The following is a 21,188-nucleotide window of genomic DNA, read 5'->3' on the forward strand; positions in this document are numbered from 1 at the left end:
AGCCCTCAACCCGGTGCTTAGCAACCTCCTGCAGCCCGCCAGATAACGAACTTCCGGTTCTGTGCCAGTTTTTCCACCCGCTGGAACCGGCGTTTGAGACTGCCACCGTATGGCAGGTGACGGTTGGCCACCAGTAGCAGGCTGCCGCCCGTTGCCAAGCTGGCGGCAGCCTGTTGCAACAGCCTGCGCCCGGCATAATCGTCAACGGTATGGCCGAGGTGAAAGGGGGGATTACAGAGCACGAGGTCGAACCTGCCGGTGAGCCCCAGAAGTCCGTCGCCGTGATGAAAAGCGGCCTGCGCCCCCGGCAGCAGGCGATCGCAGTTGCTGCGCGCTGAGGCGATGGCCATCGCCGATTCGTCTGCAAACAGCATGTTCGAGGCCAACCCCCGCTGCAGGGCGGCAATTCCGATTACGCCGTTGCCGCAGGCGAGGTCGGCGGCGTGGTCCACCGGGGATAGCTGGTCCAGGTGTTCGAGCAGGAAACGGCTGCCAATATCGAGCCGGTCGCCACTGAACACATTTGGCAGGGCGGTCAGGTCGCCCCCTGCAGCCGCGCAGTGATAGCGGCTGAGCGGTGGGGCGGGTAGAGTGGATCGGCCGGTTGCGAGTGCGGTGAACAGGCGCGCCTTGCGCTGTCCTCGATGACGCTGCACATCGTCGCACCATTTCTCCATGATGTGGCCGGTCTGTGGCGACAGGTGTTTGTCCATGCCGGCGCAGACTATTTTGCTGCCGGCGGGCATCGCGCTATTGAGCAGGTTTAGCTGGTATTCGAAATAGGGCAGGGATTTGGGTACGCGCACGAACGCCCGCTCAAACGGACCGGGAGGTGACCGGGTGCTCCAGATGAGTTCGGGTGTTGCTACGGCATTACGCCGGCAATTGTTTGCAATGGCCTTTGCCGCCAGGGCGGAGTCGGTCCATACGGCCTTGGGCGCCAGGACTGTGGCCAGCGCGCCGTGCTCGTCATTGACGACCAGGCAGGGGCCGGCGCTGTTGCGGGCGGCTTCCAGCAGGAGCAGGTCGGCGCTGGACCAGGCCTGCAGTGGCTCCTGTTTGCGGCTGGGATAGCGCCGCAGCTCGAATTCCCCCTGGGCGCAACACAGCCGGGTAGGCGCGGATGCCGCCATGGGCTCAGCTAGCTGCCGCCAAGGTACAGGGTGAGCCGCTGTCCCGGTTGCAGGTATTCGGCGGGGTCCAGGGAGTTCCAGGCGATGATGTCATTGACCGAGACATTGAATTTGCCGGCTATCCGGTAGAGAGAATCACCGCGGCGAACGCGATATCCCTGACGCTGGCGTTCCTCACGGGGCACCATGGCCATGCTGCTGGCCCAGTCACTGCCATAGGGAATCATCAGGGTGTCACCGGCGCGGATCATGCTGCCGCGAATATTGTTCACTTCCCGCAACAAACCCACCTCGGTATCGAATTTTTTAGCGATGCGGATGAGGTTGTCGCCATTCTTGATGCGGTAGTGCTCCCAGCGGACCCGATCCGCTTCGGTCAGGCCGGCAATGCCCTCGGCAAAGCGCGCCTCGGTGCCCGGGGGCAGCAGCAATTCCTGGGCGACATCCGGCGACGTCGCCCAGCGCAATTGACCGGGATTCAGTGCCCTGAGCACATGCATTTCGACCTGGGCCAGGTCCGCGGCCCGGGCCATTTCAATCTGCCCGCCGGTGGTAGCCACGACAAAGGCGGGCTTGTTGGGGACCTTCGGTATTTTCACGTCAAACGCTTCCGGATAGGCTACGATCTGGGTGAGGGCGATGAGCCGCGGCACATAGTGACGGGTTTCCCGGGGAAGTTTAAGCGACCAGTAATCAGTGGGTTTGCCCGCCGCTGCGTTGGCCCGCTGCGTTCGGGCAACGCGGCCTTTGCCGGAGTTATAGGCTGCCAGGGCCAGCATCCAGTCATGCTCAAACTCCGCATAGAGTGACTCCAGGTAATCCAGTGCGATGCGGGTAGAGTCACGAATGTCACGACGTCCGTCGTACCACCAGTTCTGTTCCAGCCCCAGGTGTGTCCCGGTAGCGGGCATGATCTGCCACAGGCCGGCAGCCCGTTCCGACGATGTGGCAAAGGGGTTGAGCGTGCTCTCCACCAGCGGCAATAGCGCCAGTTCCATCGGCAGGTCCCGGCGCTCCACTTCCTCGACGATGTAGTAGAGGTAAAGTCGTGCCCGCTCGGCGACCACCGACAGGTAGTTGGGTTGGTTCAGGTAAGCGTCGCGGGCGTCGCCCACCTGGGCATTGTGTATGCTTTGCCAGCTCAACTCCCGGCGAATACGTTCCCACAGGTCACGGGGAGGCTTCTGGGCGACCTGAGGGGGCGTCTTTTTTGTCGTGGCAGGCGCGGGCTCCGGCGCTATGTCGGTGGCCCCCGCGCCCTGTGCAACGGATGTTCCCGGCCCGGGCAGGGACTGGCACGCCGACAGGGATACTGCTATAGAAATAACGATAAATAATGGTCTTAACATATTGATATAAATATATTTAATCAGGGTGTCTTCATGTTTTGTTAAAGTGATTTCGATGGTCTTTTATTGTAAGTAGAGCGGCCGGCTGAGCCAGTCATTTCTGCCGGATTGTTCAGAAATTGTCTTTCCAGGCCCTGACAGTGGCGAACACGGCGGCGGGCGCTGAATCTCCCAGCCTGTCCTGCGCCTGCAGGGACGCCTGCAGTTCCTCCGTCCCGCAGCGTACGAACGGGTTGGTCGCCTGTTCCAGGGCCAGGGTGGAGGGCACCGTGGGTTCGCCCCGCGCTCGGGTTGCCTCGGCATCGGCCATGCGTTCGCTGAGGGCGGGGTTGCCGGGCTCCACCGCCCGGGCAAAATCCAGGTTCGCAAGCGTGTATTCATGGGCGCAGTAGACCCTGGTTGAGGCCGGCAGTTCCATCAGTGACTGCAATGAGCGGTACATCATCAGCGGCGTCCCCTCGAACAGTCGTCCACAACCCCCGGCAAACAGCGTGTCGCCACAAAACAGCACAGGAGAATCACCGCCGGCAAAGTAGGCAATGTGATCCAGCGTGTGGCCGGGCACTTCCATGACTGAGAATGGCTGGCCCAGGACGTCGACGCTGTCGCCGGCGGACACCCTGTGATCAATACCCTCTATTGCGGGATTGTCCGGCCCGTAGACCACTGGCTGGTGGGCGGCTTTCAGCTCTGCAAGCCCGCCGACGTGGTCAAAGTGGTGATGGGTGATGAGGATGCCGGAAAGCTCCAGCTCTTGGGCCGACAATGCCTGCTCGACCACGGAGGCGTCTCCCGGGTCGACCACAAATGCCTGCTTGTCGTCGTCGCGGCTGATAAGCCAGATGTAGTTGTCGCTGAATGCTTCAATGGGGCGGATATTGAACATGGGATACCGTTTCAAAAGGCGGGAAATGCAGTACCATGATGCCTGAACTGAAACCACGAGGGCAGCCCTGCACCATGAGCGGCCAGTTTAACGACATTTTGCAAGAACTGGAATCCTGGTACCGCGGAGACCGGGGGCAGTACCTGCTGGGCAAGCTGCGGGGGGAACTCAGCCCCTTTCTCGACAATGCCTTCGGTTACCACATTCTGCAGATCGGCCCCTTGCAGGGCGAGCCCCTGTTTGGCGACTGCCGAATTCATCACCGTATCCAGGCCTGCAGTCGGCCGGGAGCGGGTGTTGGCCTGGTTTGCGAGGCCGGGGAGATCCCGCTGGAGAGTGACAGCGTCGACGTGGTGCTGGCCCATCACAGCCTCGAGTTTGCCGATAATCCCCACCAGGTATTGCGCGAACTGCACCGGGTGTTGACGCCCCAGGGACAACTGCTGCTGATGGGCTTCAATCCCCACAGCTTGCGGGGCCTGGTGACCCGGGTGCGAGGTTTGTCCCGCAGTTCGCCCTGGCACGGGCATTTTCCGGTCAGCAACAGTCGCCTCAGTGACTGGTTGCACCTGCTGGGTTTCGAATTGTGCGAGCATGCCCATTTGTATGCCATCCCGCCGGTGGGCAGCGGCCGGATACGGCGGATGACCGAATCACTGGATAGCTGGTGTCAGCAGCACCGACTGCCGATCGGTGGGCTCTACCTGCAGCGTGCAATCAAGCAGGTGGTGGCGCAGAACCGCCCGCGATCAATGCTGCGCCGGCACGGTGAAAAGCTGATCGACCTGGCAGTGCCCAAACCCGGCGCGGCACCGACTCCCACTCCCCATGCGCCGACCCGCTCGCCGGGTACCGCGGCACGCCGTGCCCCGGGAGAGTTGCTGCATTGAAACAGGTCGAAATCTTTACTGACGGAGCCTGCCGCGGCAATCCGGGGCCAGGTGGCTGGGGCGTCCTGCTGCGCTTTCAGGGCAAGGAAAAAACCCTCTGGGGCGGGGAGCGGGAAACCACCAATAATCGCATGGAACTGCAGGCTGCCATCGAAGGCCTGCGCGCCCTGAAGGAACCCTGCCAGGTGGTACTGACGACCGATTCGGTGTACGTGAAGAACGGCATTAGCAGTTGGCTGCAGGGCTGGAAAAGCAAGGGTTGGAAGACAGCGGGCAGGAAACCGGTGAAGAATGTCGATCTGTGGCAGGCGCTGGATGAACAGAATCAACGTCACCAGGTCGACTGGCACTGGGTGAAGGGCCACAGTGGGCACCGGGAGAATGAAATCGCCGATCAACTGGCCAATCGCGGCATTGACGAGCTGGCCTGAATGCAACAGGGAAAACACCTTACGTGAGACAAATCGTTCTCGATACCGAAACGACCGGCCTGGAAGTGTCCCAGGGCCACCGAATCATCGAAATTGGCTGCGTGGAAATCGACACCCGACGCCTGACTGGTAACCATTACCACCAATACATCAACCCCGGACGGGAGATAGACCAGGGGGCCATTGAGGTCCATGGTATCACCAACGAATTCCTTGCTGACAAGCCGGCGTTTGAGCGAATCGTCAACGAGTTCCTGGCCTTCATCGAGGGCGCGGAACTGGTGATCCATAATGCGCCCTTTGACCTGGGCTTCCTCAACAGTGAGATCCAGCGCCTGGATCCCGCGGCGCCTCCGCTGGAAGAGCGCTGCAAGATTGTCGATACGCTGGTCATGGCACGGGGCAAGCACCCGGGCCAGCGCAACAGCCTTGACGCCCTGTGCCAGCGCTATCATGTCGACAACTCACAGCGCGACCTGCACGGGGCCCTGCTGGATGCCGAGATTCTGGCTGATGTCTATCTGACAATGACCGGTGGCCAGACAACTTTCCAGTTGTCGGATAACGATTCCGGTTCAGAAGATGGTGCCAGACGCAGCGAACGCATTGTCCGGCTGCCGGTCGATCGGGCACGCTTGCCGGTCATTGAGGCGTCAACAGAGGAACTGGCGGCACACGAGGCCCAACTGCAGGCAATCGCCGCTGCCAGCGGGGGCAGGGTGTTATGGCATGAGCTGGCTGGCGCCAAGCCCGAGCAAACGCCGTGAGTGTGAACAGGCTCTAGATGAAGAGCATCACACAGGCCAGGCCAATACCACCGAGTACCACCGTATAGGGCACTGCCATGATGACCATACGGCCGTAGGACAGGCGAATCAGTGGCGCAAGTTGTGAGGTCAGCAGAAACAAGAAGGCTGCCTGGCCGTTTGGCGTTGCCACCGAGGGCAGGTTGGTGCCGGTGTTGATAGCCACCGCCAACTGCTCAAACTCCGGCCGGCTGATGGTGCCGGCATCCAGCGCGTTCTTGACCTCGGTGATGTAGACCGTGGCGACGAACACGTTGTCGCTGATCATTGAGAGTACGCCATTGGCGAGAAAGAACATGCCTGGACGGACGTCGGCTTCCATCGCCAGCACGGTATCAATAACCGGCGTAAACAGGTGCTGATCATGTATCACGGCCACAATTGAGAAAAACACCACCAGCAGCGCAGTAAAGGGCAGAGCCTCCTCGAACGCGTGGCCAATCTGGTGCTCCTCAACCACCCCGTTAAAGGCAGTGAGAAGCACAATAATCATCAGCCCCACCAGTCCCACGGCGGCCAGGTGCAGAGCCAGTGACAATACCAGGATAACGGCAACCAGCGCCTGAACGGCCAGTCGCGCATTGGTCCGCGTATTGCGCTGTGTCTGCTGGTTTTCCTCGAATTCTTCCAGCACCGCGCGCACCCGTGGAGGCAACTGGGCGCCATAGCCGAACTTGCCGGTCAGCTCCAGCAGCAAGCAGGTAAGGAGGCCGCTGGCCAGCACCGGCATCGTGACCGGCGCCATAATAGTGACAAATTTGACGAAGTCCCACTCCGCCACAGTGGCGATCAGAAGGTTCTGGGGTTCGCCTACCAGCGTGCATACGCCCCCCAGGGCGGTGCCAACGGCCCCGTGCATCAACAGGCTGCGCAGGAAGGCGCGAAATTGCTCGAGATCGTCCCGGTTGTGCTCCTGTATTGACTCATCCTGGGAGTGATCGTGCTCCTGATGGCTCAGTCCCTTGCCGGAGGCCACCTTGTGATAAACCGAATAAAAGCCGACGCCAACGCTGATCAATACCGCTGTTACGGTGAGCGCGTCGAGGAACGCGGAAAGCAACGCTGCAGTGATGGAAAACAACAGGGAGAGGGCAATCTTGGATTTGACCTTGAGCAGAATCTTGGTAAAGACGAACAGCAGCATCTCTTTCATGAAGTAGATGCCGGCCACCATGAACATCAGCAGCAGAATGACCTCGAAGTTAGCCAGGGTTTCCTCGAACACCATTTGCGGCGTGGTCATTCCCAGGATCACCGCCTCCAGGGCCAGCAGGCCACCGGGTTGCAGGGGATAGCAGCGCAGGGCGAGGGCGAGGGTGAAAATAAACTCCGCAATCAGGAACCAGCCCGTGACGAAGGGCCCCAACAAGTAGAGGATGACGGGATTGAGCACCAGAAAGGCAATGATCGTTTGCTTGTACCAGACAGGCGAGGATCCCAGGAAGTTTTTCCACAGGGCGTTGGCTACAGTGTCATTCATATCGTTGGTGTTTCAGTGAGACAGAACGGAGAGCGGATTCTACGCTAATTTTCCGCGAGTTTCCCTTCTACTATAGTGGCACTTATTGCCTGTCTCGAAACCTTGAGTTGGCGCCGGTGCGCGCATACTATAGCCGGTCGGTTTGCCAATAGCTGTTCGACATGTTTCGCCCCGATTCCCAAACGCCGGATTCTTCGGTCGCCGCCCTGCATATCGTGTTCCAGAGGGGTAAGCTGGTCAGCAATATGCGCTCGCCGCGGCCCTGCCTGCTGGAAGATAGCCTGATCGAGCAGGGCGGCTGGCAGGTGCGCAGGCGTCATTTTATGGGGTACTGGGAGGACCAGCCCTGTTTTGCTGTAGAAATTGATGAAACCCACCTGTTGGATCCTATGGAGTTCCAGTTGGGCACTCTCTGGCAAATTCTCGGTCGGGTTGATGAGTCGCTCTTTTCGCTCGCCGGGCGAGCGGCACAGGTGCTGGACTGGGAGCGTGATCACCAGTTCTGCGGTCGCTGTGGTTCTCCCATGCGGGGCCATCCGGTCGAACGAGCGATGATCTGCGAACCCTGCGGCATGACCAGTTATCCCCGCATTGCGCCCTGCATTATCGTGCTGGTGACACGCGGAGTGGAAATGCTGTTGGCGCGCAGCGCCAGTAATCCCCGGCCAATGTACAGTACCCTTGCCGGCTTTATCGAGGCAGGGGAGACACCGGAGGAGACCCTGGTGCGGGAGGTTCGCGAGGAGGTCGGCCTGGACGTTGGCGATCTGCGCTATTTCCAGGCACAGTCCTGGCCGTTTCCCAACCAGCTGATGCTGGGGTACTTTGCTGAATACGCCGGTGGCGATATCGTCTGCGAGCCCAATGAGATCGCCGATGCCCAGTGGTTTCACCCGGATAATCTGCCGATGATTCCTCCCCCGGCCTCAGTCGCCGGGCAGCTGATCCAGCAACACCTGAAATCCATATCCTGAATTTGGAGTAACACTTGGAATTTATTTACGAGTACGGACTTTTTCTGGCCCAGGCGGTCACGCTGGTAGGCGCCATACTGGTGCTTGTGGCAGGCCTGGTGGCGGTCGGTCAGCGCAATAAGGCGGAACAGCACGAGGGACATATCGAGATCCGCAACCTCAACGAAAAGTATGAGCAGATGCGCGACCAGCTTGAGCACGTGGTCACTGATCCCGAGCGACTGAAAGCAGCACACAAGGAGAAGAAAAAGGAGAAAAAGAAGGCCGCCAAAGCCGCCAAGGCCGCGAAAAAGTCCGGCAAGAGTGGTTCCGAACCCGCCGGGCAGCGTAAACGCCTCTACGTTATGGGTTTCGACGGTGACATCAAGGCCAGCGCCAGCGATAAGCTGCGGGAAGAAATCAGCGCTGTGCTCAATCAGGTGGAAGAGGGCGACGAGGTGCTGGTGAAGGTTGAGAGCCCCGGAGGCCTGGTACATGGCTATGGCCTGGCCGCCAGCCAGTTGCAGCGCGTGCGCGACGCGGGTGTGCCGCTGACCGTTGCCGTCGACAAGGTAGCAGCGAGCGGTGGTTACATGATGGCCTGCGTCGCCGATCGTATCCTTGCGGCGCCATTCGCGGTGATTGGTTCCATCGGAGTGTTGGCCCAGTTGCCCAACTTTCACCGTCTGCTGAAAAAAAATGACATCGACTTTGAGCTGTTCACCGCGGGCGAGTACAAGCGTACGGTCACCATGTTCGGGGAAAACACCGACAAGGGCCGGGAGAAATTCACCGAGGAACTGGAGAAAACCCACGAGCTGTTCAAGGACTTTGTCAGCAGCCATCGACCGCAGCTGGATATCAACAAGGTCGCGACCGGTGAGGTGTGGTACGGGCAGCAGGCCCTCAGCGAAGGGCTGGTGGATGAGCTGACGACCTCCGATACCTTCATCCAGCAGCGCCTGAAGGATTGGGATGTCTATGATGTGCGCTTCGTGCTGAAGAAAAACTGGCAGGAAAAGCTCGGCATGGCTGCCGAGGGCGCACTGGAGAAAGTGTTCCTGAAGATCTGGCAGCGGGGTCAGGGTCGACCACCGCTATAGCCAACCCGCTCAGTCCCCCGAGTAGCGGCTTAGATCGAAAATGCCGTACTCCACGGGATTGAGCCAGCGGGAGTGGGCGTGGGCTTTATCGACCACACGCCAGAACCAGGGGGCATTGCGGCGCACGCCGTAGGTCCGCTTTAGCTGCTGGTAATCGGCGGGGCTGTCCAGGGCCATGACCGCGCTGGTGAAGCGCTCAATTTCCTGCTCCTCAACCTGGAAAAAATAGTTGGGATAGGCACCGATAAAGCCGCTCACGACGGTCATGGTGTCTTCCTCGGGCAGGCGTCGCTCGTCCTCGTTGAAGGCCTCGGCGATATTGGAATGGGCGCTATTGCGCAACAGGGTGTAAAACTCGTCCCGGTTTTCCCCGATCAGGTTGACGAAACTGACGCTCTCCATGTGGCTGTTGTGGCTGCCAACCTTGTTTTCCAGCGCAGCCAGTGCGCTTTCGATCTTGGCCCCTGCGCCCTTGCGCTGGTAACTGAAATGCTCGGCTTTTGCCCCGTAGATACGGTCTCGCTGGATGCGCAGGAACTCCTCTTTGGGTGCGTCTGTGCTGTAGTCGATATCAATGGTTTCCGCCGCCATGGCATTGAGCTCGATGTAGTGTTCCCGGTAACCTTTGCGGGCATCGCGGTACCAGTAATCATGCATGGCCAGGCGCTTTTCCTGGGGCATGAACAGCAGGAAGTTGAACTCGCCCTCCATGCGCAGGAAGTCCATGTAAAGCCGTGATTGCAACTGATGCGCCACCGCGCCGTAAACGTCAAAGCCCGCCACCAGCAGGTAGTGAATGCGTTCCAGCAGCGGATAGTCGATCACCCACGCGGTTTTCGGGATGTCGCCCACCATGCCCTTGACCACTGAAGCGGTATCGAAATGACGGAAAACGGTCAACGAGGCATTGTCGTTATAACCATCGCCGTCCCAGATGGAGTCAATGGTCAGTCGTTGGCCTTCGCTGAGCAACTTGCTGATCAGCTCTGAACGCGCTTTCTGGTAACGGGCATTGGCCTTGGCGTACCCACGCCAGCGCACGATGTCGATGACCGTACCGGTCTTGGGGTGGGGTAGACCCAGGTTGTCGCTTTCCCTGGCCAGGAACTCCGCGTCAAGGTCGACATCGATTTCGCGGGGGTTGGCAAACATCACCCAGAAATGATCGTCTATCACGTTGAGGGCGATCTGGCCCCGACATACCGGCCCCTTGATGAAATTCATGATGGTGAAACGCGATTCTTCCAGCAGGAAGCGGTAGCGTGAGTTGATCGGTAAGGCGCGGAACGTGCGGAAGGGGTTGGATGCCAGCTTGGGGTCGTACGCCGGCAGCCGTTTCACTTCGTAATCGACGTCGATAAACAGCTCCCGGTACCAGTCCAACCTGGCCTGATCCATGCGATAAGGCATGTGGGTCTTGGCGATGGGCGTCACCGGCATACGCTGGAGCCGGTAATAGACCCGCTTCACACCGGGATCGTCGTAGGGGCGTCGGGTTGCGATCAGGTCGAGGGGTTTTCCGGGGCCAGTACGCGATCGCACCAGGCGGAACCAGACGCCCTCGTCCCCCGAATCCAGGTACAGGGTAGCCAGGAACAGGTGCTCGTAGATATAACGGGCAATCAGCTGGTGGCGCAGGTCGGGCTGGTTGAGAAAGCTTTCCCAGCGTTCCAGCAATGCAGTCTTGTCTGCGTCCAGCGGGGCCGGCGGTGTTTGTGGGGCGCCGGCAAGCAGCCAGTCACTGAGGGTGCTGTGTTCCTCGCTGTTGAGCCCCGGCAGGCCATAGGGCATCCCCCAGAGCGGCTTCTCACTGGCATAGGCATCAAATTCCTCCGCTGTAGGGCATTGCTGGTCGCGGTAGAGAGAGAAGTCGAAGCCCTTGGGCATAGGTCCCTCGGTGGGTAATGGGTGCGCCTGTTTGAGCTGCAGCATGCGGTACATGACGCCCCTGCTGGGGTTGGCGTCGTCCATCACCGGGTAAAATCCTTTTTCACGCCAGCCTTCCTCGGTGAGGGCATCGTCAAACAGCCGGGTCATGTTGTCCGCGATCAATCTGCTGCCGTCGTAGACCAGGTCCTTGTTCGCCCCGCGCTCCAGCCCGGCCATCGCCTCCAGCTTCAACTGGCAGGGCGCGTCATAGCAGCCATGGCAGACAATGCACCGGTGTTCGAGAATTTCCATCGGTGTTTCTAGGATCAGCGATCCAGGCGAGGGCTCAAGCGGAGTCGATTTCGAGAGCGGGGACATCCCGGGCTTGTCGGTTTCGGTTTGTGTGCCGGATTCATCGGCAGCGGGCGTATCGCTGTTCTCGCCCGGCGTGGACTCGCCCGGCGTGGACTCGCCCGGCGCGGACTTGCCTTGCTTGCCGCAGGCACCGCGCATCAGGATCGCGCGGTTAGTCAGTGCGTCCTGGTCGCCCGCTGAATCGGCGAGTACCGCCGCTGTCAGGTCCTGGCGCAGGTCGCTGCAGTCGGGCTCCTCCTCCTGGGTGAGATAGGCCAGGGTAGCTACCGCCAGCACGACAAACAGGAAAATTCCGCCCCTGATGATGAATTTACTGTGCATAATGATGACTCGCCTCGGTTCCAGTCGATCCTAACAGGACGCGGTGTTAAATGATGTAGGGTTCGATCTCGTCAGCTTTGAGCGCTTTTACCGCCTGGTGATGACTGAGAAAAATCCGGCCGGATAAATTGGCAAGGAAGTCGACGCTCTGCAGGGTGTCCATCACCGGTCCCTTCACCTCGCTGAGGTTCAGGGTAATCCCCTGTTCCCGCAGGCGGTGATCAATGGCTTCAAGCGCTTCCAGTGCGCTCATGTCAATTTCGTTGACCGCGGTACACTGAAGAATGACGTGTTCGAGCTTCTCGTTTCCTGCCACCAGCTCATAGATATAGTCTTCCAGGTAGCTGGCATTGGCGAAGTAGAGGCTCTCGTCGATTCGCAAGGACACCAGGTTGGGATGGGTGATGACATTGTGGCGCTCCACATTGCGATAGTGCTCGGTGCCGGCTACCGCCCCCACTACCGCCATGTGCGGCCGTGTGGTCTTGTAGAGGTGCAGGAGGATGGAAACCACAATGCCCGCCAGCACGCCCAGTTCCACACCGAGCAGCAAGGTTGCAACTATCGTTGTCATTACAGCGGCGAAGTCTGACAGGGAATAACGCCAGGCCCTGCGCAACAGGTCAAAATTTACCAGGCTGGACACCGCCACGATAATGGTAGCGGCCAGGGCGGCGTTGGGCAGGTAAAACAGCAGCGGTGTCAGAAACAGGGCGGCCAGGGCGATACCCAGCGCCGCCAGCATGCTCGCCGCCGGTGTTTCTGCGCCGGCGTCAAAGTTCACCACCGAGCGGGAGAAACCTCCGGTTACCGGAAATCCGCCAGACACTGCTGATGCCACGTTGGCGCCACCCAGGGCAATAAGCTCCTGGTTCGGATCGATCCGCTGGCGACGTTTGGCCGCCAGGGTCTTGCCCACCGAGACCGACTCGACAAACCCAATGATGGAAATGAGCAGCGCCGAGCCGGCCAGCTGGGACCATAATTCCAGGTCCAGGGGGGGCATGGAAAGGCGAGGCAGGCCGCCGGGAACAACGCCAACCAGGGCTACGCCATACTGCTGAAAGTCGAACAGGTAGCTCGCTGCCACCGTCGCCAGAATGACGAATACGGGGCCGGCCCGGGACAGTATGCCGGCGACGGTTTTCGACAGCCCGAGTTTCAGCAGCACTGATTGCAGCGACCTGCGAGACCACAATAAAAAAGCCAGGGCCAGTAGCCCGGTCACCAGAGTGACCGGGTTGGTATCAGCGAGATGGCGATAGAGCGAACCGACCAGTGCGGGAAGATTGTCACCGGCAGCCTCAATACCCAGCAGGTGGCGCACCTGGCTCAGCCCGATAACAATTGCCGAGGCGGTAATAAACCCCGATACCACCGGGTGTGACAGGAAGTTGGCGAGGAACCCGAAGCGCAAAAACCCCAGCACCAGCAGCATCAGGCCAGACAGTGCCGCCAGCGCAATGGCCGCGGATGCATATTCGATGCTGCCGGACTCGGCGACCTTGCCCACCGCCATTGCAGTCATCAGGGAGACCACAGCCACCGGTCCCACCGAGAGGGTGCGGCTGCTGCCGAGAAGCGCGTAGGCCAGCAGCGGCAGGATGCTGGCATAGAGGCCCATTTCCGCCGGCAGTCCGGCCAGTAGGGCATAGGCCAGCGATTGGGGAATCAGCATGATAGTCACGATGACCCCCGCCAGCAGGTCGCTGGCGAAGGTGTCTTGACGGTAGTCCCGAAGCCATTGCCAGGGCATGGTCAATGGCTGCCAGCTGAGTGAGCCACAGGCTCAGTGGTCGGCGGGCAAGGGCAGGGCGAAAGCAAGTTGTTCACCCTTGTAGATTTTAAACCGTGAGCCACCAAAACGCATACGCCCCTTACCCCTTTCCACCAGGTGCTCAGAGTCCCAGGTATCGCCCAGCTTTTCCGCTATCTGTTTGCGCGCCCTGAAAATCATGATGTTGATGTGGGGCATGTCCATGCCCAGGTCCTTTTTTATCTGCTCGTTGTCTATCCATCCCTGGGTCTTGCCGTCATAGCCCCTCGCGGCCCCAATCGCGCGCAGGCGCGCCAGGTGCAGGAGCAGGTAGTGGTGCGAGCGCTCTCCCAGTGAGACGTCCTGATCGGACAGCTTCATTTTCAGGGCGGTATTCTCCTCGTCCTGGCTGAGGTCAAATACGAACTCGATATCTTCCAGGCTGCTGTCCGGTGGCTGGTTGATTTCCGTGCGCTGCTCGGTCTCGGTGAGGAATACCTCCCAGCGTTTACCGCCGAAACTGATCCTGTCGCCGTGATGCAGGAGGTTCGCCTGCAGTGGTACGTCCTGCTCCATGGGATGCACGAGCCAGGAACGGCGCTGGTAGGAGTAAGTCACGACGGCCTCCGGCCGATCCTGGTCAGGCAGAAACACGAAGGGCTCCAGCGCGAGGGTTGGCGCGTCGTCCAGCCCCAGCAGAGAACTGACCGGACCGCTGTCGTCAATCAGCTCCAGCGGCGGCATATCCGGCGAACCCAGGTGCAGCTGATCGCCCCGTGCCAGAGGCGTGTTCTCGTTAACGGTGAGTCGGGTGTTGCCCAGCCAGGTGCCGTTTTTACTCAGGTCCCGGGCGTTCCAGCGTTGTCCGTCCCATTCCAGGGCCAGATGGATCCGGGAGGTAATCGGGCTGCTGATCACGGTGTCGGAACGCTCGGTGCAGCGTCCGAACGTGTGGTGGGCTCTTAATGGAAAGGATTTCTTGCTCTCGGTATCGCGTATATGCGCCATTTTGGGAAGTTATTGTTCCGCGCTAAAAGGCCACCTTAAACGGCGGCAGAGTGAGAAAAAGAGCCATAGCTCAATGAGTTAGAGGTAAAAATAGAGGAATTTTCTGGGATACGCAACCGCAGGTGTAATGGCGCGTAATGGTTATCTCACCTGCCGCGAGTGATAATTCAATCGTGCATTGGATAGCACACCACGCGGAAATTAGCGGCTAGGGATGGCCGCTTTTTTTTCCGCTCGCGTCAGGACCCGGGCGGGGAAGGTGATTTACTTCAATGCCGGCGCGATCAGGGAGGGGGCGCTCCCCCTGCCAAAGTGCCCCCTCGGCACCATCCGTCCCCTGAATTCCATGACCTCGCCCCCCTCACTGCGATAAACTGCGCCGTCTGTAACTGGGAGAAGCCCATCAAACCATGAGTCGTTTCTGGTCCAAACTCGCTGCCGGTCTCAGCCCCTATGTCCCCGGTGAACAGCCCAGGGGCGAGCGGCTGGTAAAGCTGAACACCAACGAAAACCCCTATCCCCCGGCCCCGGGGGTGCTCGCCGCTATCGCCGAAACCAGCGGTAGCAGCCTCAAACGCTACCCGGACCCCGATTCCAGCGAACTCCGCGCCGCCTTCGCCAGGCGCGAAGGGCTGGATGCCGGGCAGGTATTTCTGGGCAATGGCTCCGACGAAGTGCTGGCTCATGCGTTCCAGGGATTGCTCAAGCATGATCGACCGCTGGCGTTTCCCGACATCAGTTACAGCTTTTACCCGGTGTGGAGTTCGCTCTACGACGTGCCTTTCACGCAGGTGCCACTGACAAGCGATTTCCGGGTGGACGTACAGGCATTCCCGAAGGATTGCGGCAGTATCATTGTTCCCAACCCCAACGCGCCCACCGGAGTGCTGCTGGGGCTGGATGACATCCGTCAGCTGCTGCAGGCCCATGCCGATGCAGTGGTGGTAATCGATGAAGCCTATATCGATTTTGGTGGTGAGTCGGCTACCCGCCTGATTCCCGAGTACGATAATCTGCTGGTCGTGCAGACGGCCTCCAAGTCACGTTCCCTGGCCGGACTGCGGGTGGGCGTGGCCTTCGGCCAGGAGCACCTGATCGAAGGCCTGGTGCGGATCAAGGATTCCTTTAACTCCTACCCCATGGATGTGGTCTCCCAGCAGGCTATGCTGGCTTCGCTGGCGGACGAGCAGTGGTTCCAGGATTGCTGTACGCGGGTAATCCAGACCCGGGAGAGAACCGCTGCCAGTATGGCGACACTGGGCTTTGAGGTGTTGCCCTCGGCGGCGAACTTCCTGTTCGCCAGCCACCCGCAGGTGGCTGCCCGGGACCTGTTTGCCAGGCTGCGCGAGCGACAGATCATTGTGCGCTATTTCGATAAAACGCGAATCAGCGAGTTCCTGAGAATCAGCATAGGGACTGATGAGGAAATGGACGCCCTGCTGGGCGCCCTGGAAGACATCCTGCCCTGAGTATTACCGCTTCCTGAGCACGACACTGCCGATGGAATAACCTGCGCCGAAGGAGCAGAGCATGCCGAGATCGCCGCTGCCCAGGTCGCTGCGATGCTTGTGGAAGGCGATAACCGATCCGGCGGAACTGGTGTTGGCGTACTCGTCGAGAATGGTCGGGGACTCCTCCGGCGAGGGTTCGCGGCCGAGCACGCGTCGGGAAATGAGCTGGTTCATGTTCAGGTTGGCCTGGTGCAGCCACATGCGCTTGAGCTGTTGTGGGTCGATACCCAGGCGGTCCAGCTGTTCGGAAATCTGTTTGGCGACTGCCGGGCACACCTCCTTGAAGACCTTGCGTCCTTCCTGCACAAAGAGTTTGTCCGCTTTGCCGATACCGGATTCGTCGCCGCGATTGAGAAAACCGAAGTTATTACGGATGTTGTTGGAATATATTGTCTGCAGTTTGCTGTCGACGATCTGGTATTGGTCCTCAGCCGTCGCCGTATCCGCGCGCTCGATAATCACCGCGGTGCAGACGTCCCCGAATATGAAATGGGAATCTCGGTCGCGAAAATTGAGGTGGCCGGTACAGATTTCCGGGTTCAGCATAAGCACGCAGCTGGCGCTGCCCGAGGCAATCATGTCCCTGGCCTGCTGGATACCGAAGGTTGCGGAGGAGCAGGCCACATTCATATCGAAGCCAAATCCCTCGATACCCAGTGCGTCCTGGATCTCAACAGCTACCGCGGGGTAGGGGCGCTGCAGGTTGGAGGCGGCCACAATCACCGCATCGATGTCGGCGGCCTGCTTGTTGGCCTGCTGCATGGCTTCGGTAGCCGCCGCCACCGACATTTCGCACTGGATTGAAGGTTCCTCGTTGGGGCGTTCCGGCAGCCGTGGAGCCATCCGCTGCGGATCGAGAATGCCCGACTTGTTCATCACATAGCGAGACTTGATGCCTGAGGCTTTTTCGATGAATTCGGCTGATGAATGCTGCAGGGCTGGCAACTCGCCGGCGGCAATAGCATCGGCATTATCCTCGTTGTAGAGGTCAACATAGGCGTTGAAGGACTCTACCAGCTCTTCATTGCTGATGGATTCACGGGGTGTGTAGAGGCCAGTGCCGCTGATGACGATGTCGGACATGGAGGGTTCCCTGTTCTATGGAGGCGAGAAGAAAGCCGCTCAGGCGGCTTTCGCGATTGCAGGCGCCCGTGCCAGCCGGGATTATCGCTCGCGGGGAGGGCGCCTACAAGGTCGGGATCAGCGGTCGTCCAGTTGCACGAAATCGCGCTGGGTATGGCCTGTGTAGAGCTGGCGGGGGCGACCGATACGGTAGCTGCCGCTGATCATTTCATGCCAGTGCGCGATCCAGCCAACGGTGCGGCCCACCGCAAAAATCACGGTGAACATACTGGTGGGAATACCGATGGCCTTGAGAATGATGCCGGAATAGAAGTCCACGTTGGGGTAGAGTTTTTTCTCGATGAAGTACTCATCTTCCAGGGCAATCTCTTCCAGGCGCTTGGCGATAGCCAGCAGTGGATCGTCCTCGATGCCCAGCTCAGCCAGTACGTCGTCTGCGGCTTCCTTCATCACCTTGGCACGGGGGTCGAAGTTCTTGTAGACGCGGTGGCCAAAGCCCATCAGCCGGAACGGATCGTTCTTGTCCTTGGCGCGGGCCACGAATTCGTCGATACGCGAGACATCGCCGATCTCTTCCAGCATGTCCAGTACCGCTTCGTTGGCGCCGCCGTGAGAGGGGCCCCAGAGTGCGGCGATACCTGCTGCGATACAGGCGAAGGGGTTGGCGCCGGAAGAACCGGCAAGACGCACCGTAGAGGTGGATGCATTCTGCTCATGATCCGCGTGCAGCAGGAAGATGCGGTCCATGGCCTTGGCCAGCACCGGGCTCACATTGCTCTTTTCACAGGGGACGCCGAACATCATGTGCAGGAAGTTCTCCGCGTAGCTCATGCTGTTATCGGGGTACATGAAAGGCTGGCCGATGGAGAACTTGTAGCTCATGGCGGCAATGGTCGGCATTTTTGCGATCAACCGGAATGCGGCCACCTGGCGGCTGTGCTCGTCGGAGATATCCAGTGAGTCGTGGTAGAAGGCGGACAGGGCGCCCACAACGCCACACATAATGGCCATGGGGTGCGAATCGCGGCGGAAGCCGTTGAAAAAGTGAACCAGTTGCTCGTGCACCATGGTGTGATTGGTCACGGTGTTGACGAACTGCTCTTTTTCTTCCTTGTTGGGCAGCTCTCCGTACAGCAGCAGGTAGCAGGTTTCCAGGTAGTCGGAGTATTCTGCCAGTTGTTCAATGGGGTAGCCGCGGTGCAACAGAACGCCCTTGCCGCCATCGATGTAGGTGATTTGCGACTCGCAGGCCGCGGTGGAGACAAAGCCCGGGTCGTAAGTGAACATGCCCTTGCCAGTGAGGCTGCCCACGTCGACGACATCGGGCCCCAGGGTCCCTGAGTAGATGGGCAGCTCAATGGCCTCATCAATTCCGTCGACAGTGAGAGTGGCTTTTTTCTCGCTCATAGGAGGGTCCTGCTTGTAAAATCAGTGGGCTGCCCACTATAGAGTCTCAACGCTTTTTGTCAATCGACCTTAGGCTAAAGTCGCCTATCGTGCCGAGGAATAGCCGCTAAAATCCATGAACCGGCATTGTGAAGATCGACGAACTTAGGCGCAGATCAAAATATCGGTACAAAGTCGGGCACGGGTTTGTAATTATGGGGCTAAGTCCTTATAATTTCGCGCGTTTTGTGCTCCCGCCCGTCGGGGCGGCAGCCGGCACCGGCCCAGCGCCACACACATTTAACCGCCTTCTGGCGCCAACGATGGTATCCAATGTGAAAGACAATCGTCCCGTTAACCTGGACATCGGTACCATGCGGCTTCCCATTACCGCATGGGCGTCCATTACTCACCGCGCCACCGGCGTAGCTTTGTTTGTCGGCATGGCCGTCCTGCTCTGGCTGCTTGATACCAGTCTCTCAGGCCCCGAGGGTTTCGCCTCGGTCCAGGAGTGTCTTGACAGCTTTTTGGCCAAGTTGATTGTCTGGGGGATCGTTACCGCCCTGATCTATCACGCGCTGGCCGGTGTAAAACACCTGATAATGGATTTTGGAGTGGGAGAGTCAATGGAGGGCGGCATAGCCGGCGCCCGCATTGTCATCGCCCTGTCTGTCGTGCTTTCTCTGCTTGCGGTGATCTGGATATGGTAAAGTCAGTAACTAGTTTCGGCCGTTCCGGCCTCTCCGACTGGCTCGTCCAGCGGGTCAGTGGTGTCATTCTCCTCGCCTATTTCCTGTGCATCGGCGCTACTCTTATCGGCGGAGTGTCCTATGAAGAGTGGCAGGCAATGTTCGCCGGCACCGGCATGCGTATCTTCACCATGCTGGCGATACTGTCGCTGGCCGCCCACGCCTGGATCGGTATGTGGGCGGTGGGGACCGACTACCTCACCGAGCGCATGCTGGGCAGTAAAGGCAATGTGTTGCGCCTGGCGTTCCAGATTGGCTGCGGCCTGGTGATCTTCATTTACGTGATCTGGGCCATCCAGATCCTTTGGGGTTAATAGCTATGTCCGGTATTCGAACTCTTTCCTTTGACGGTGTAATTGTCGGCGGCGGCGGAGCAGGTATGCGCGCCGCGCTGCAGTTGGCCCAGTCCGGTTACAAGACTGCGGTCATTTCCAAGGTTTTCCCCACCCGCTCCCACACCGTATCTGCCCAGGGCGGAATCACCTGCGCGATCGCCAGTGCAGATCCCAATGATGACTGGCGCTGGCATATGTATGACACCGTCAAGGGCTCCGACTACATCGGCGACCAGGACGCCATCGAGTACATGTGTTCGGTGGGCCCCGAGGCGGTATTCGAACTGGAGCATATGGGCTTGCCATTCTCCCGTACTGAAGAGGGCAGGATCTACCAGCGTCCCTTCGGTGGCCAGTCCAAGGGACCGGACAATCCGACCCAGGCTGCCCGCACCTGTGCCGCGGCGGACCGTACCGGCCACGCCCTGTTACATACCCTGTACCAGGGCAATATGAAGAACAACACGGTCTTCTTCAACGAGTGGTACGCCACAGATCTGGTCAAGAACCAGGACGGTGCGGTGGTTGGCGTTATCGCCATCTGCATGGAGACCGGGGAGACGGTTTACGTCAAGTCCAAGGCAACCGTGTTCGCCACCGGCGGTGCGGGCCGTATCTACGCCTCCACCACCAACGCACATATCAATACCGGTGACGGCATCGGTATGGCCCTGCGCGCCGGCTTCCCGGTCCAGGACATCGAGATGTGGCAATTCCACCCGACCGGCATTGCCGGGGCCGGGGTGCTGGTAACCGAGGGCTGTCGCGGTGAAGGCGGCTACCTGATCAATAAGGACGGTGAGCGCTTCATGGAGCGTTACGCGCCGAACGCCAAGGACCTCGCCGGCCGCGATGTCGTGGCCCGCTCCATGGTCCAGGAAATTCTCGATGGCCGCGGCTGTGGCCCGGAAGGGGACCACGTCTACCTGAAACTCGACCATCTTGGTGAAGAAGTGCTGGAATCCCGACTGCCGGGTATCTGCGAACTGTCACGCACCTTTGCCCACGCCGACCCGGTGAAAGAGCCGGTTCCAGTCGTGCCAACCTGTCACTACATGATGGGGGGCATTCCCACCAACGTGCACGGTCAGGCCCTGACCGTCGATGCCAGCGGCAACGACCAGATCATCCCCGGGCTGTACGCCTGTGGCGAGGTGGCCTGCGTTTCCGTACACGGCGCCAATCGCCTGGGCGGCAACTCCCTGCTGGACCTGGTGGTATTTGGACGTGCTTCCGGCCTTTATATCGAGAACGCGTTGCGTGAAGGCATTGAAATGCGCGATGCCTCCGAGTCTGACGTGGAAGCGGCCATGTCCCGACTGGACAAACTGAACCACTCCACTGGCGGCGAGAAAGTGGCGGACCTGCGCAAGGAACTGCAGAACACCATGCAGAACCATTTTGGTGTATTCCGCAACGGCGAATTCATGCAGGAGGGCATCAGGAAGCTTGGCGACCTGCGCGAGCGAATTGAGAACTGCCACCTGGAAGACAAGAGCCAGGCGTACAACACTGCGCGCATCGAAGCCCTGGAACTGCACAACCTGTTCGAGGTTGCTGAAGCCACGGCGATTACTGCCGAAGAGCGTAAGGAAAGCCGCGGCGCCCACGCTCGCGAGGACTTCCAGGAACGCGACGACGAGAACTGGCTGTGCCACTCCATGTATTACCCTGCCGACAAGCGTGTGGGCAAGCGGGCCGTGAACTTCGAGCCCAAGACAGTGGATACCTTCGAACCGAAAATCCGGACTTATTAAGGGGCAC

18 protein-coding genes are annotated in these 21,188 nt (G+C 59.7%); 9 read left to right on the forward strand and 9 right to left on the reverse strand.

Annotated features, from left to right (window positions below; translation table 11 throughout):
- Nucleotides 1-17: 17 nt before the first annotated feature.
- The 3 genes from E2F43_RS09670 to gloB all read right to left on the reverse strand — a co-directional run bounded on the left by E2F43_RS09670 (nucleotide 18) and on the right by gloB (nucleotide 3,368).
- A complete protein-coding gene (locus E2F43_RS09670) occupies nucleotides 18-1,133 on the reverse strand; it encodes a class I SAM-dependent methyltransferase (protein WP_133212076.1) in 1,116 nt (371 codons plus the stop codon).
- An 8-nt stretch (nucleotides 1,134-1,141) separates the two neighbouring features.
- Nucleotides 1,142-2,482, reverse strand: a complete 1,341-nt coding sequence (locus E2F43_RS09675; RefSeq protein WP_133212078.1) for a LysM peptidoglycan-binding domain-containing protein — start codon at nucleotides 2,480-2,482, stop codon at nucleotides 1,142-1,144.
- A 112-nt stretch (nucleotides 2,483-2,594) separates the two neighbouring features.
- Nucleotides 2,595-3,368: a hydroxyacylglutathione hydrolase gene (gene gloB / locus E2F43_RS09680; RefSeq protein ID WP_133212080.1), complete on the reverse strand. Its 774-nt coding sequence runs from the start codon at nucleotides 3,366-3,368 to the stop codon at nucleotides 2,595-2,597.
- Between the two features lie 35 nt (nucleotides 3,369-3,403).
- On the opposite strand from gloB, the gene E2F43_RS09685 reads away from it, so the two are divergent.
- From E2F43_RS09685 to dnaQ, 3 genes are read left to right on the forward strand one after another with little or no spacing between them, the layout of a single operon-like run.
- The gene (locus tag E2F43_RS09685) at nucleotides 3,404-4,258 is read left to right on the forward strand and encodes a class I SAM-dependent methyltransferase (protein ID WP_133212082.1); all 855 of its coding nucleotides are present in this window, start codon (nucleotides 3,404-3,406) and stop codon (nucleotides 4,256-4,258) included.
- The gene (gene rnhA, locus E2F43_RS09690; protein WP_133212084.1) at nucleotides 4,255-4,689 is read left to right on the forward strand and encodes a ribonuclease HI; all 435 of its coding nucleotides are present in this window, start codon (nucleotides 4,255-4,257) and stop codon (nucleotides 4,687-4,689) included. The genes E2F43_RS09685 and rnhA overlap by 4 nt, the downstream gene beginning before the upstream one ends.
- A gap of 23 nt (nucleotides 4,690-4,712) precedes the next feature.
- Nucleotides 4,713-5,456 carry a DNA polymerase III subunit epsilon gene (dnaQ, locus tag E2F43_RS09695; protein ID WP_133212086.1) on the forward strand — a complete coding sequence of 248 codons (744 nt, stop codon included), beginning with the start codon at nucleotides 4,713-4,715 and terminating at the stop codon, nucleotides 5,454-5,456.
- Nucleotides 5,457-5,469: 13 nt separating this feature from the next.
- Here the strand turns inward: dnaQ and nhaB are convergent, their stop codons facing one another.
- Entirely contained in the window at nucleotides 5,470-6,975 is a 1,506-nt protein-coding gene (gene nhaB, locus E2F43_RS09700) for a sodium/proton antiporter NhaB (protein WP_133212088.1), read from the reverse strand.
- Nucleotides 6,976-7,136: 161 nt separating this feature from the next.
- Here nhaB and nudC point away from each other — a divergent pair, with 161 nt between their 5' ends.
- Both nudC and sohB read left to right on the forward strand, forming a co-directional pair.
- Entirely contained in the window at nucleotides 7,137-7,949 is an 813-nt protein-coding gene (gene nudC / locus E2F43_RS09705; protein WP_133212090.1) for an NAD(+) diphosphatase, read from the forward strand.
- Between the two features lie 14 nt (nucleotides 7,950-7,963).
- A complete protein-coding gene (gene sohB, locus E2F43_RS09710; protein WP_133212092.1) occupies nucleotides 7,964-9,031 on the forward strand; it encodes a protease SohB in 1,068 nt (355 codons plus the stop codon).
- Nucleotides 9,032-9,040: 9 nt separating this feature from the next.
- Here the strand turns inward: sohB and E2F43_RS09715 are convergent, their stop codons facing one another.
- The 3 genes from E2F43_RS09715 to E2F43_RS09725 are packed head-to-tail and all read right to left on the reverse strand — an operon-like array spanning nucleotide 9,041 to nucleotide 14,360.
- The gene (locus tag E2F43_RS09715; RefSeq protein WP_133212094.1) at nucleotides 9,041-11,596 is read right to left on the reverse strand and encodes a fatty acid cis/trans isomerase; all 2,556 of its coding nucleotides are present in this window, start codon (nucleotides 11,594-11,596) and stop codon (nucleotides 9,041-9,043) included.
- 46 nt (nucleotides 11,597-11,642) lie between these two features.
- Complete coding sequence (locus E2F43_RS09720) at nucleotides 11,643-13,352, reverse strand: SulP family inorganic anion transporter (protein ID WP_133212096.1); 1,710 nt, start codon at nucleotides 13,350-13,352, stop codon at nucleotides 11,643-11,645.
- 33 nt (nucleotides 13,353-13,385) lie between these two features.
- Nucleotides 13,386-14,360, reverse strand: a complete 975-nt coding sequence (locus tag E2F43_RS09725) for an FHA domain-containing protein (RefSeq protein WP_133212098.1) — start codon at nucleotides 14,358-14,360, stop codon at nucleotides 13,386-13,388.
- A 410-nt stretch (nucleotides 14,361-14,770) separates the two neighbouring features.
- On the opposite strand from E2F43_RS09725, the gene hisC reads away from it, so the two are divergent.
- Nucleotides 14,771-15,829, forward strand: a complete 1,059-nt coding sequence (gene hisC / locus E2F43_RS09730; protein ID WP_133212100.1) for a histidinol-phosphate transaminase — start codon at nucleotides 14,771-14,773, stop codon at nucleotides 15,827-15,829.
- Between the two features lie 3 nt (nucleotides 15,830-15,832).
- Here the strand turns inward: hisC and E2F43_RS09735 are convergent, their stop codons facing one another.
- Nucleotides 15,833-16,954 (reverse strand): beta-ketoacyl-ACP synthase III, encoded by a 1,122-nt coding sequence (locus E2F43_RS09735; RefSeq protein ID WP_133212102.1) that lies wholly within the window; start codon nucleotides 16,952-16,954, stop codon nucleotides 15,833-15,835.
- Between the two features lie 117 nt (nucleotides 16,955-17,071).
- Nucleotides 17,072-18,361 (reverse strand): citrate synthase, encoded by a 1,290-nt coding sequence (gltA, locus tag E2F43_RS09740; RefSeq protein ID WP_133212104.1) that lies wholly within the window; start codon nucleotides 18,359-18,361, stop codon nucleotides 17,072-17,074.
- A gap of 314 nt (nucleotides 18,362-18,675) precedes the next feature.
- On the opposite strand from gltA, the gene sdhC reads away from it, so the two are divergent.
- From sdhC to sdhA, 3 genes are read left to right on the forward strand one after another with little or no spacing between them, the layout of a single operon-like run.
- Nucleotides 18,676-19,050 carry a succinate dehydrogenase, cytochrome b556 subunit gene (gene sdhC, locus E2F43_RS09745; protein WP_420820773.1) on the forward strand — a complete coding sequence of 125 codons (375 nt, stop codon included), beginning with the start codon at nucleotides 18,676-18,678 and terminating at the stop codon, nucleotides 19,048-19,050.
- The gene (sdhD, locus tag E2F43_RS09750; RefSeq protein WP_133212106.1) at nucleotides 19,044-19,403 is read left to right on the forward strand and encodes a succinate dehydrogenase, hydrophobic membrane anchor protein; all 360 of its coding nucleotides are present in this window, start codon (nucleotides 19,044-19,046) and stop codon (nucleotides 19,401-19,403) included. Before sdhC ends, sdhD begins: the two co-directional genes overlap by 7 nt.
- A gap of 5 nt (nucleotides 19,404-19,408) precedes the next feature.
- On the forward strand, nucleotides 19,409-21,181 hold the full coding sequence (sdhA, locus tag E2F43_RS09755; RefSeq protein WP_133212108.1) for a succinate dehydrogenase flavoprotein subunit: 1,773 nt from the start codon (nucleotides 19,409-19,411) through the stop codon (nucleotides 21,179-21,181).
- Nucleotides 21,182-21,188: the final 7 nt, after the last annotated feature.

The sequence above is a fragment of the Seongchinamella unica genome (assembly GCF_004354085.1).
Classification (GTDB): Bacteria; Pseudomonadota; Gammaproteobacteria; order Pseudomonadales; family Halieaceae; genus Halioglobus; species Halioglobus unicus.

What these genes read in the sequence shown, in the direction of transcription:
- hisC (WP_133212100.1), top strand. Translation starts at nt 14,771, where the DNA reads ATGAGTCGTTTCTGGTCCAAACTCGCTGCCGGTCTCAGCCCCTATGTC.
- E2F43_RS09675 (WP_133212078.1), bottom strand. Translation starts at nt 2,482, where the DNA reads ATGTTAAGACCATTATTTATCGTTATTTCTATAGCAGTATCCCTGTCG.
- E2F43_RS09685 (WP_133212082.1), top strand. Translation starts at nt 3,404, where the DNA reads ATGATGCCTGAACTGAAACCACGAGGGCAGCCCTGCACCATGAGCGGC.
- nudC (WP_133212090.1), top strand. Translation starts at nt 7,137, where the DNA reads ATGTTTCGCCCCGATTCCCAAACGCCGGATTCTTCGGTCGCCGCCCTG.
- gloB (WP_133212080.1), bottom strand. Translation starts at nt 3,368, where the DNA reads ATGTTCAATATCCGCCCCATTGAAGCATTCAGCGACAACTACATCTGG.
- E2F43_RS09670 (WP_133212076.1), bottom strand. Translation starts at nt 1,133, where the DNA reads ATGGCGGCATCCGCGCCTACCCGGCTGTGTTGCGCCCAGGGGGAATTC.
- sdhD (WP_133212106.1), top strand. Translation starts at nt 19,044, where the DNA reads ATGGTAAAGTCAGTAACTAGTTTCGGCCGTTCCGGCCTCTCCGACTGG.
- sdhA (WP_133212108.1), top strand. Translation starts at nt 19,409, where the DNA reads ATGTCCGGTATTCGAACTCTTTCCTTTGACGGTGTAATTGTCGGCGGC.
- E2F43_RS09725 (WP_133212098.1), bottom strand. Translation starts at nt 14,360, where the DNA reads ATGGCGCATATACGCGATACCGAGAGCAAGAAATCCTTTCCATTAAGA.
- gltA (WP_133212104.1), bottom strand. Translation starts at nt 18,361, where the DNA reads ATGAGCGAGAAAAAAGCCACTCTCACTGTCGACGGAATTGATGAGGCC.
- E2F43_RS09735 (WP_133212102.1), bottom strand. Translation starts at nt 16,954, where the DNA reads ATGTCCGACATCGTCATCAGCGGCACTGGCCTCTACACACCCCGTGAA.
- E2F43_RS09715 (WP_133212094.1), bottom strand. Translation starts at nt 11,596, where the DNA reads ATGCACAGTAAATTCATCATCAGGGGCGGAATTTTCCTGTTTGTCGTG.
- E2F43_RS09720 (WP_133212096.1), bottom strand. Translation starts at nt 13,352, where the DNA reads ATGCCCTGGCAATGGCTTCGGGACTACCGTCAAGACACCTTCGCCAGC.
- nhaB (WP_133212088.1), bottom strand. Translation starts at nt 6,975, where the DNA reads ATGAATGACACTGTAGCCAACGCCCTGTGGAAAAACTTCCTGGGATCC.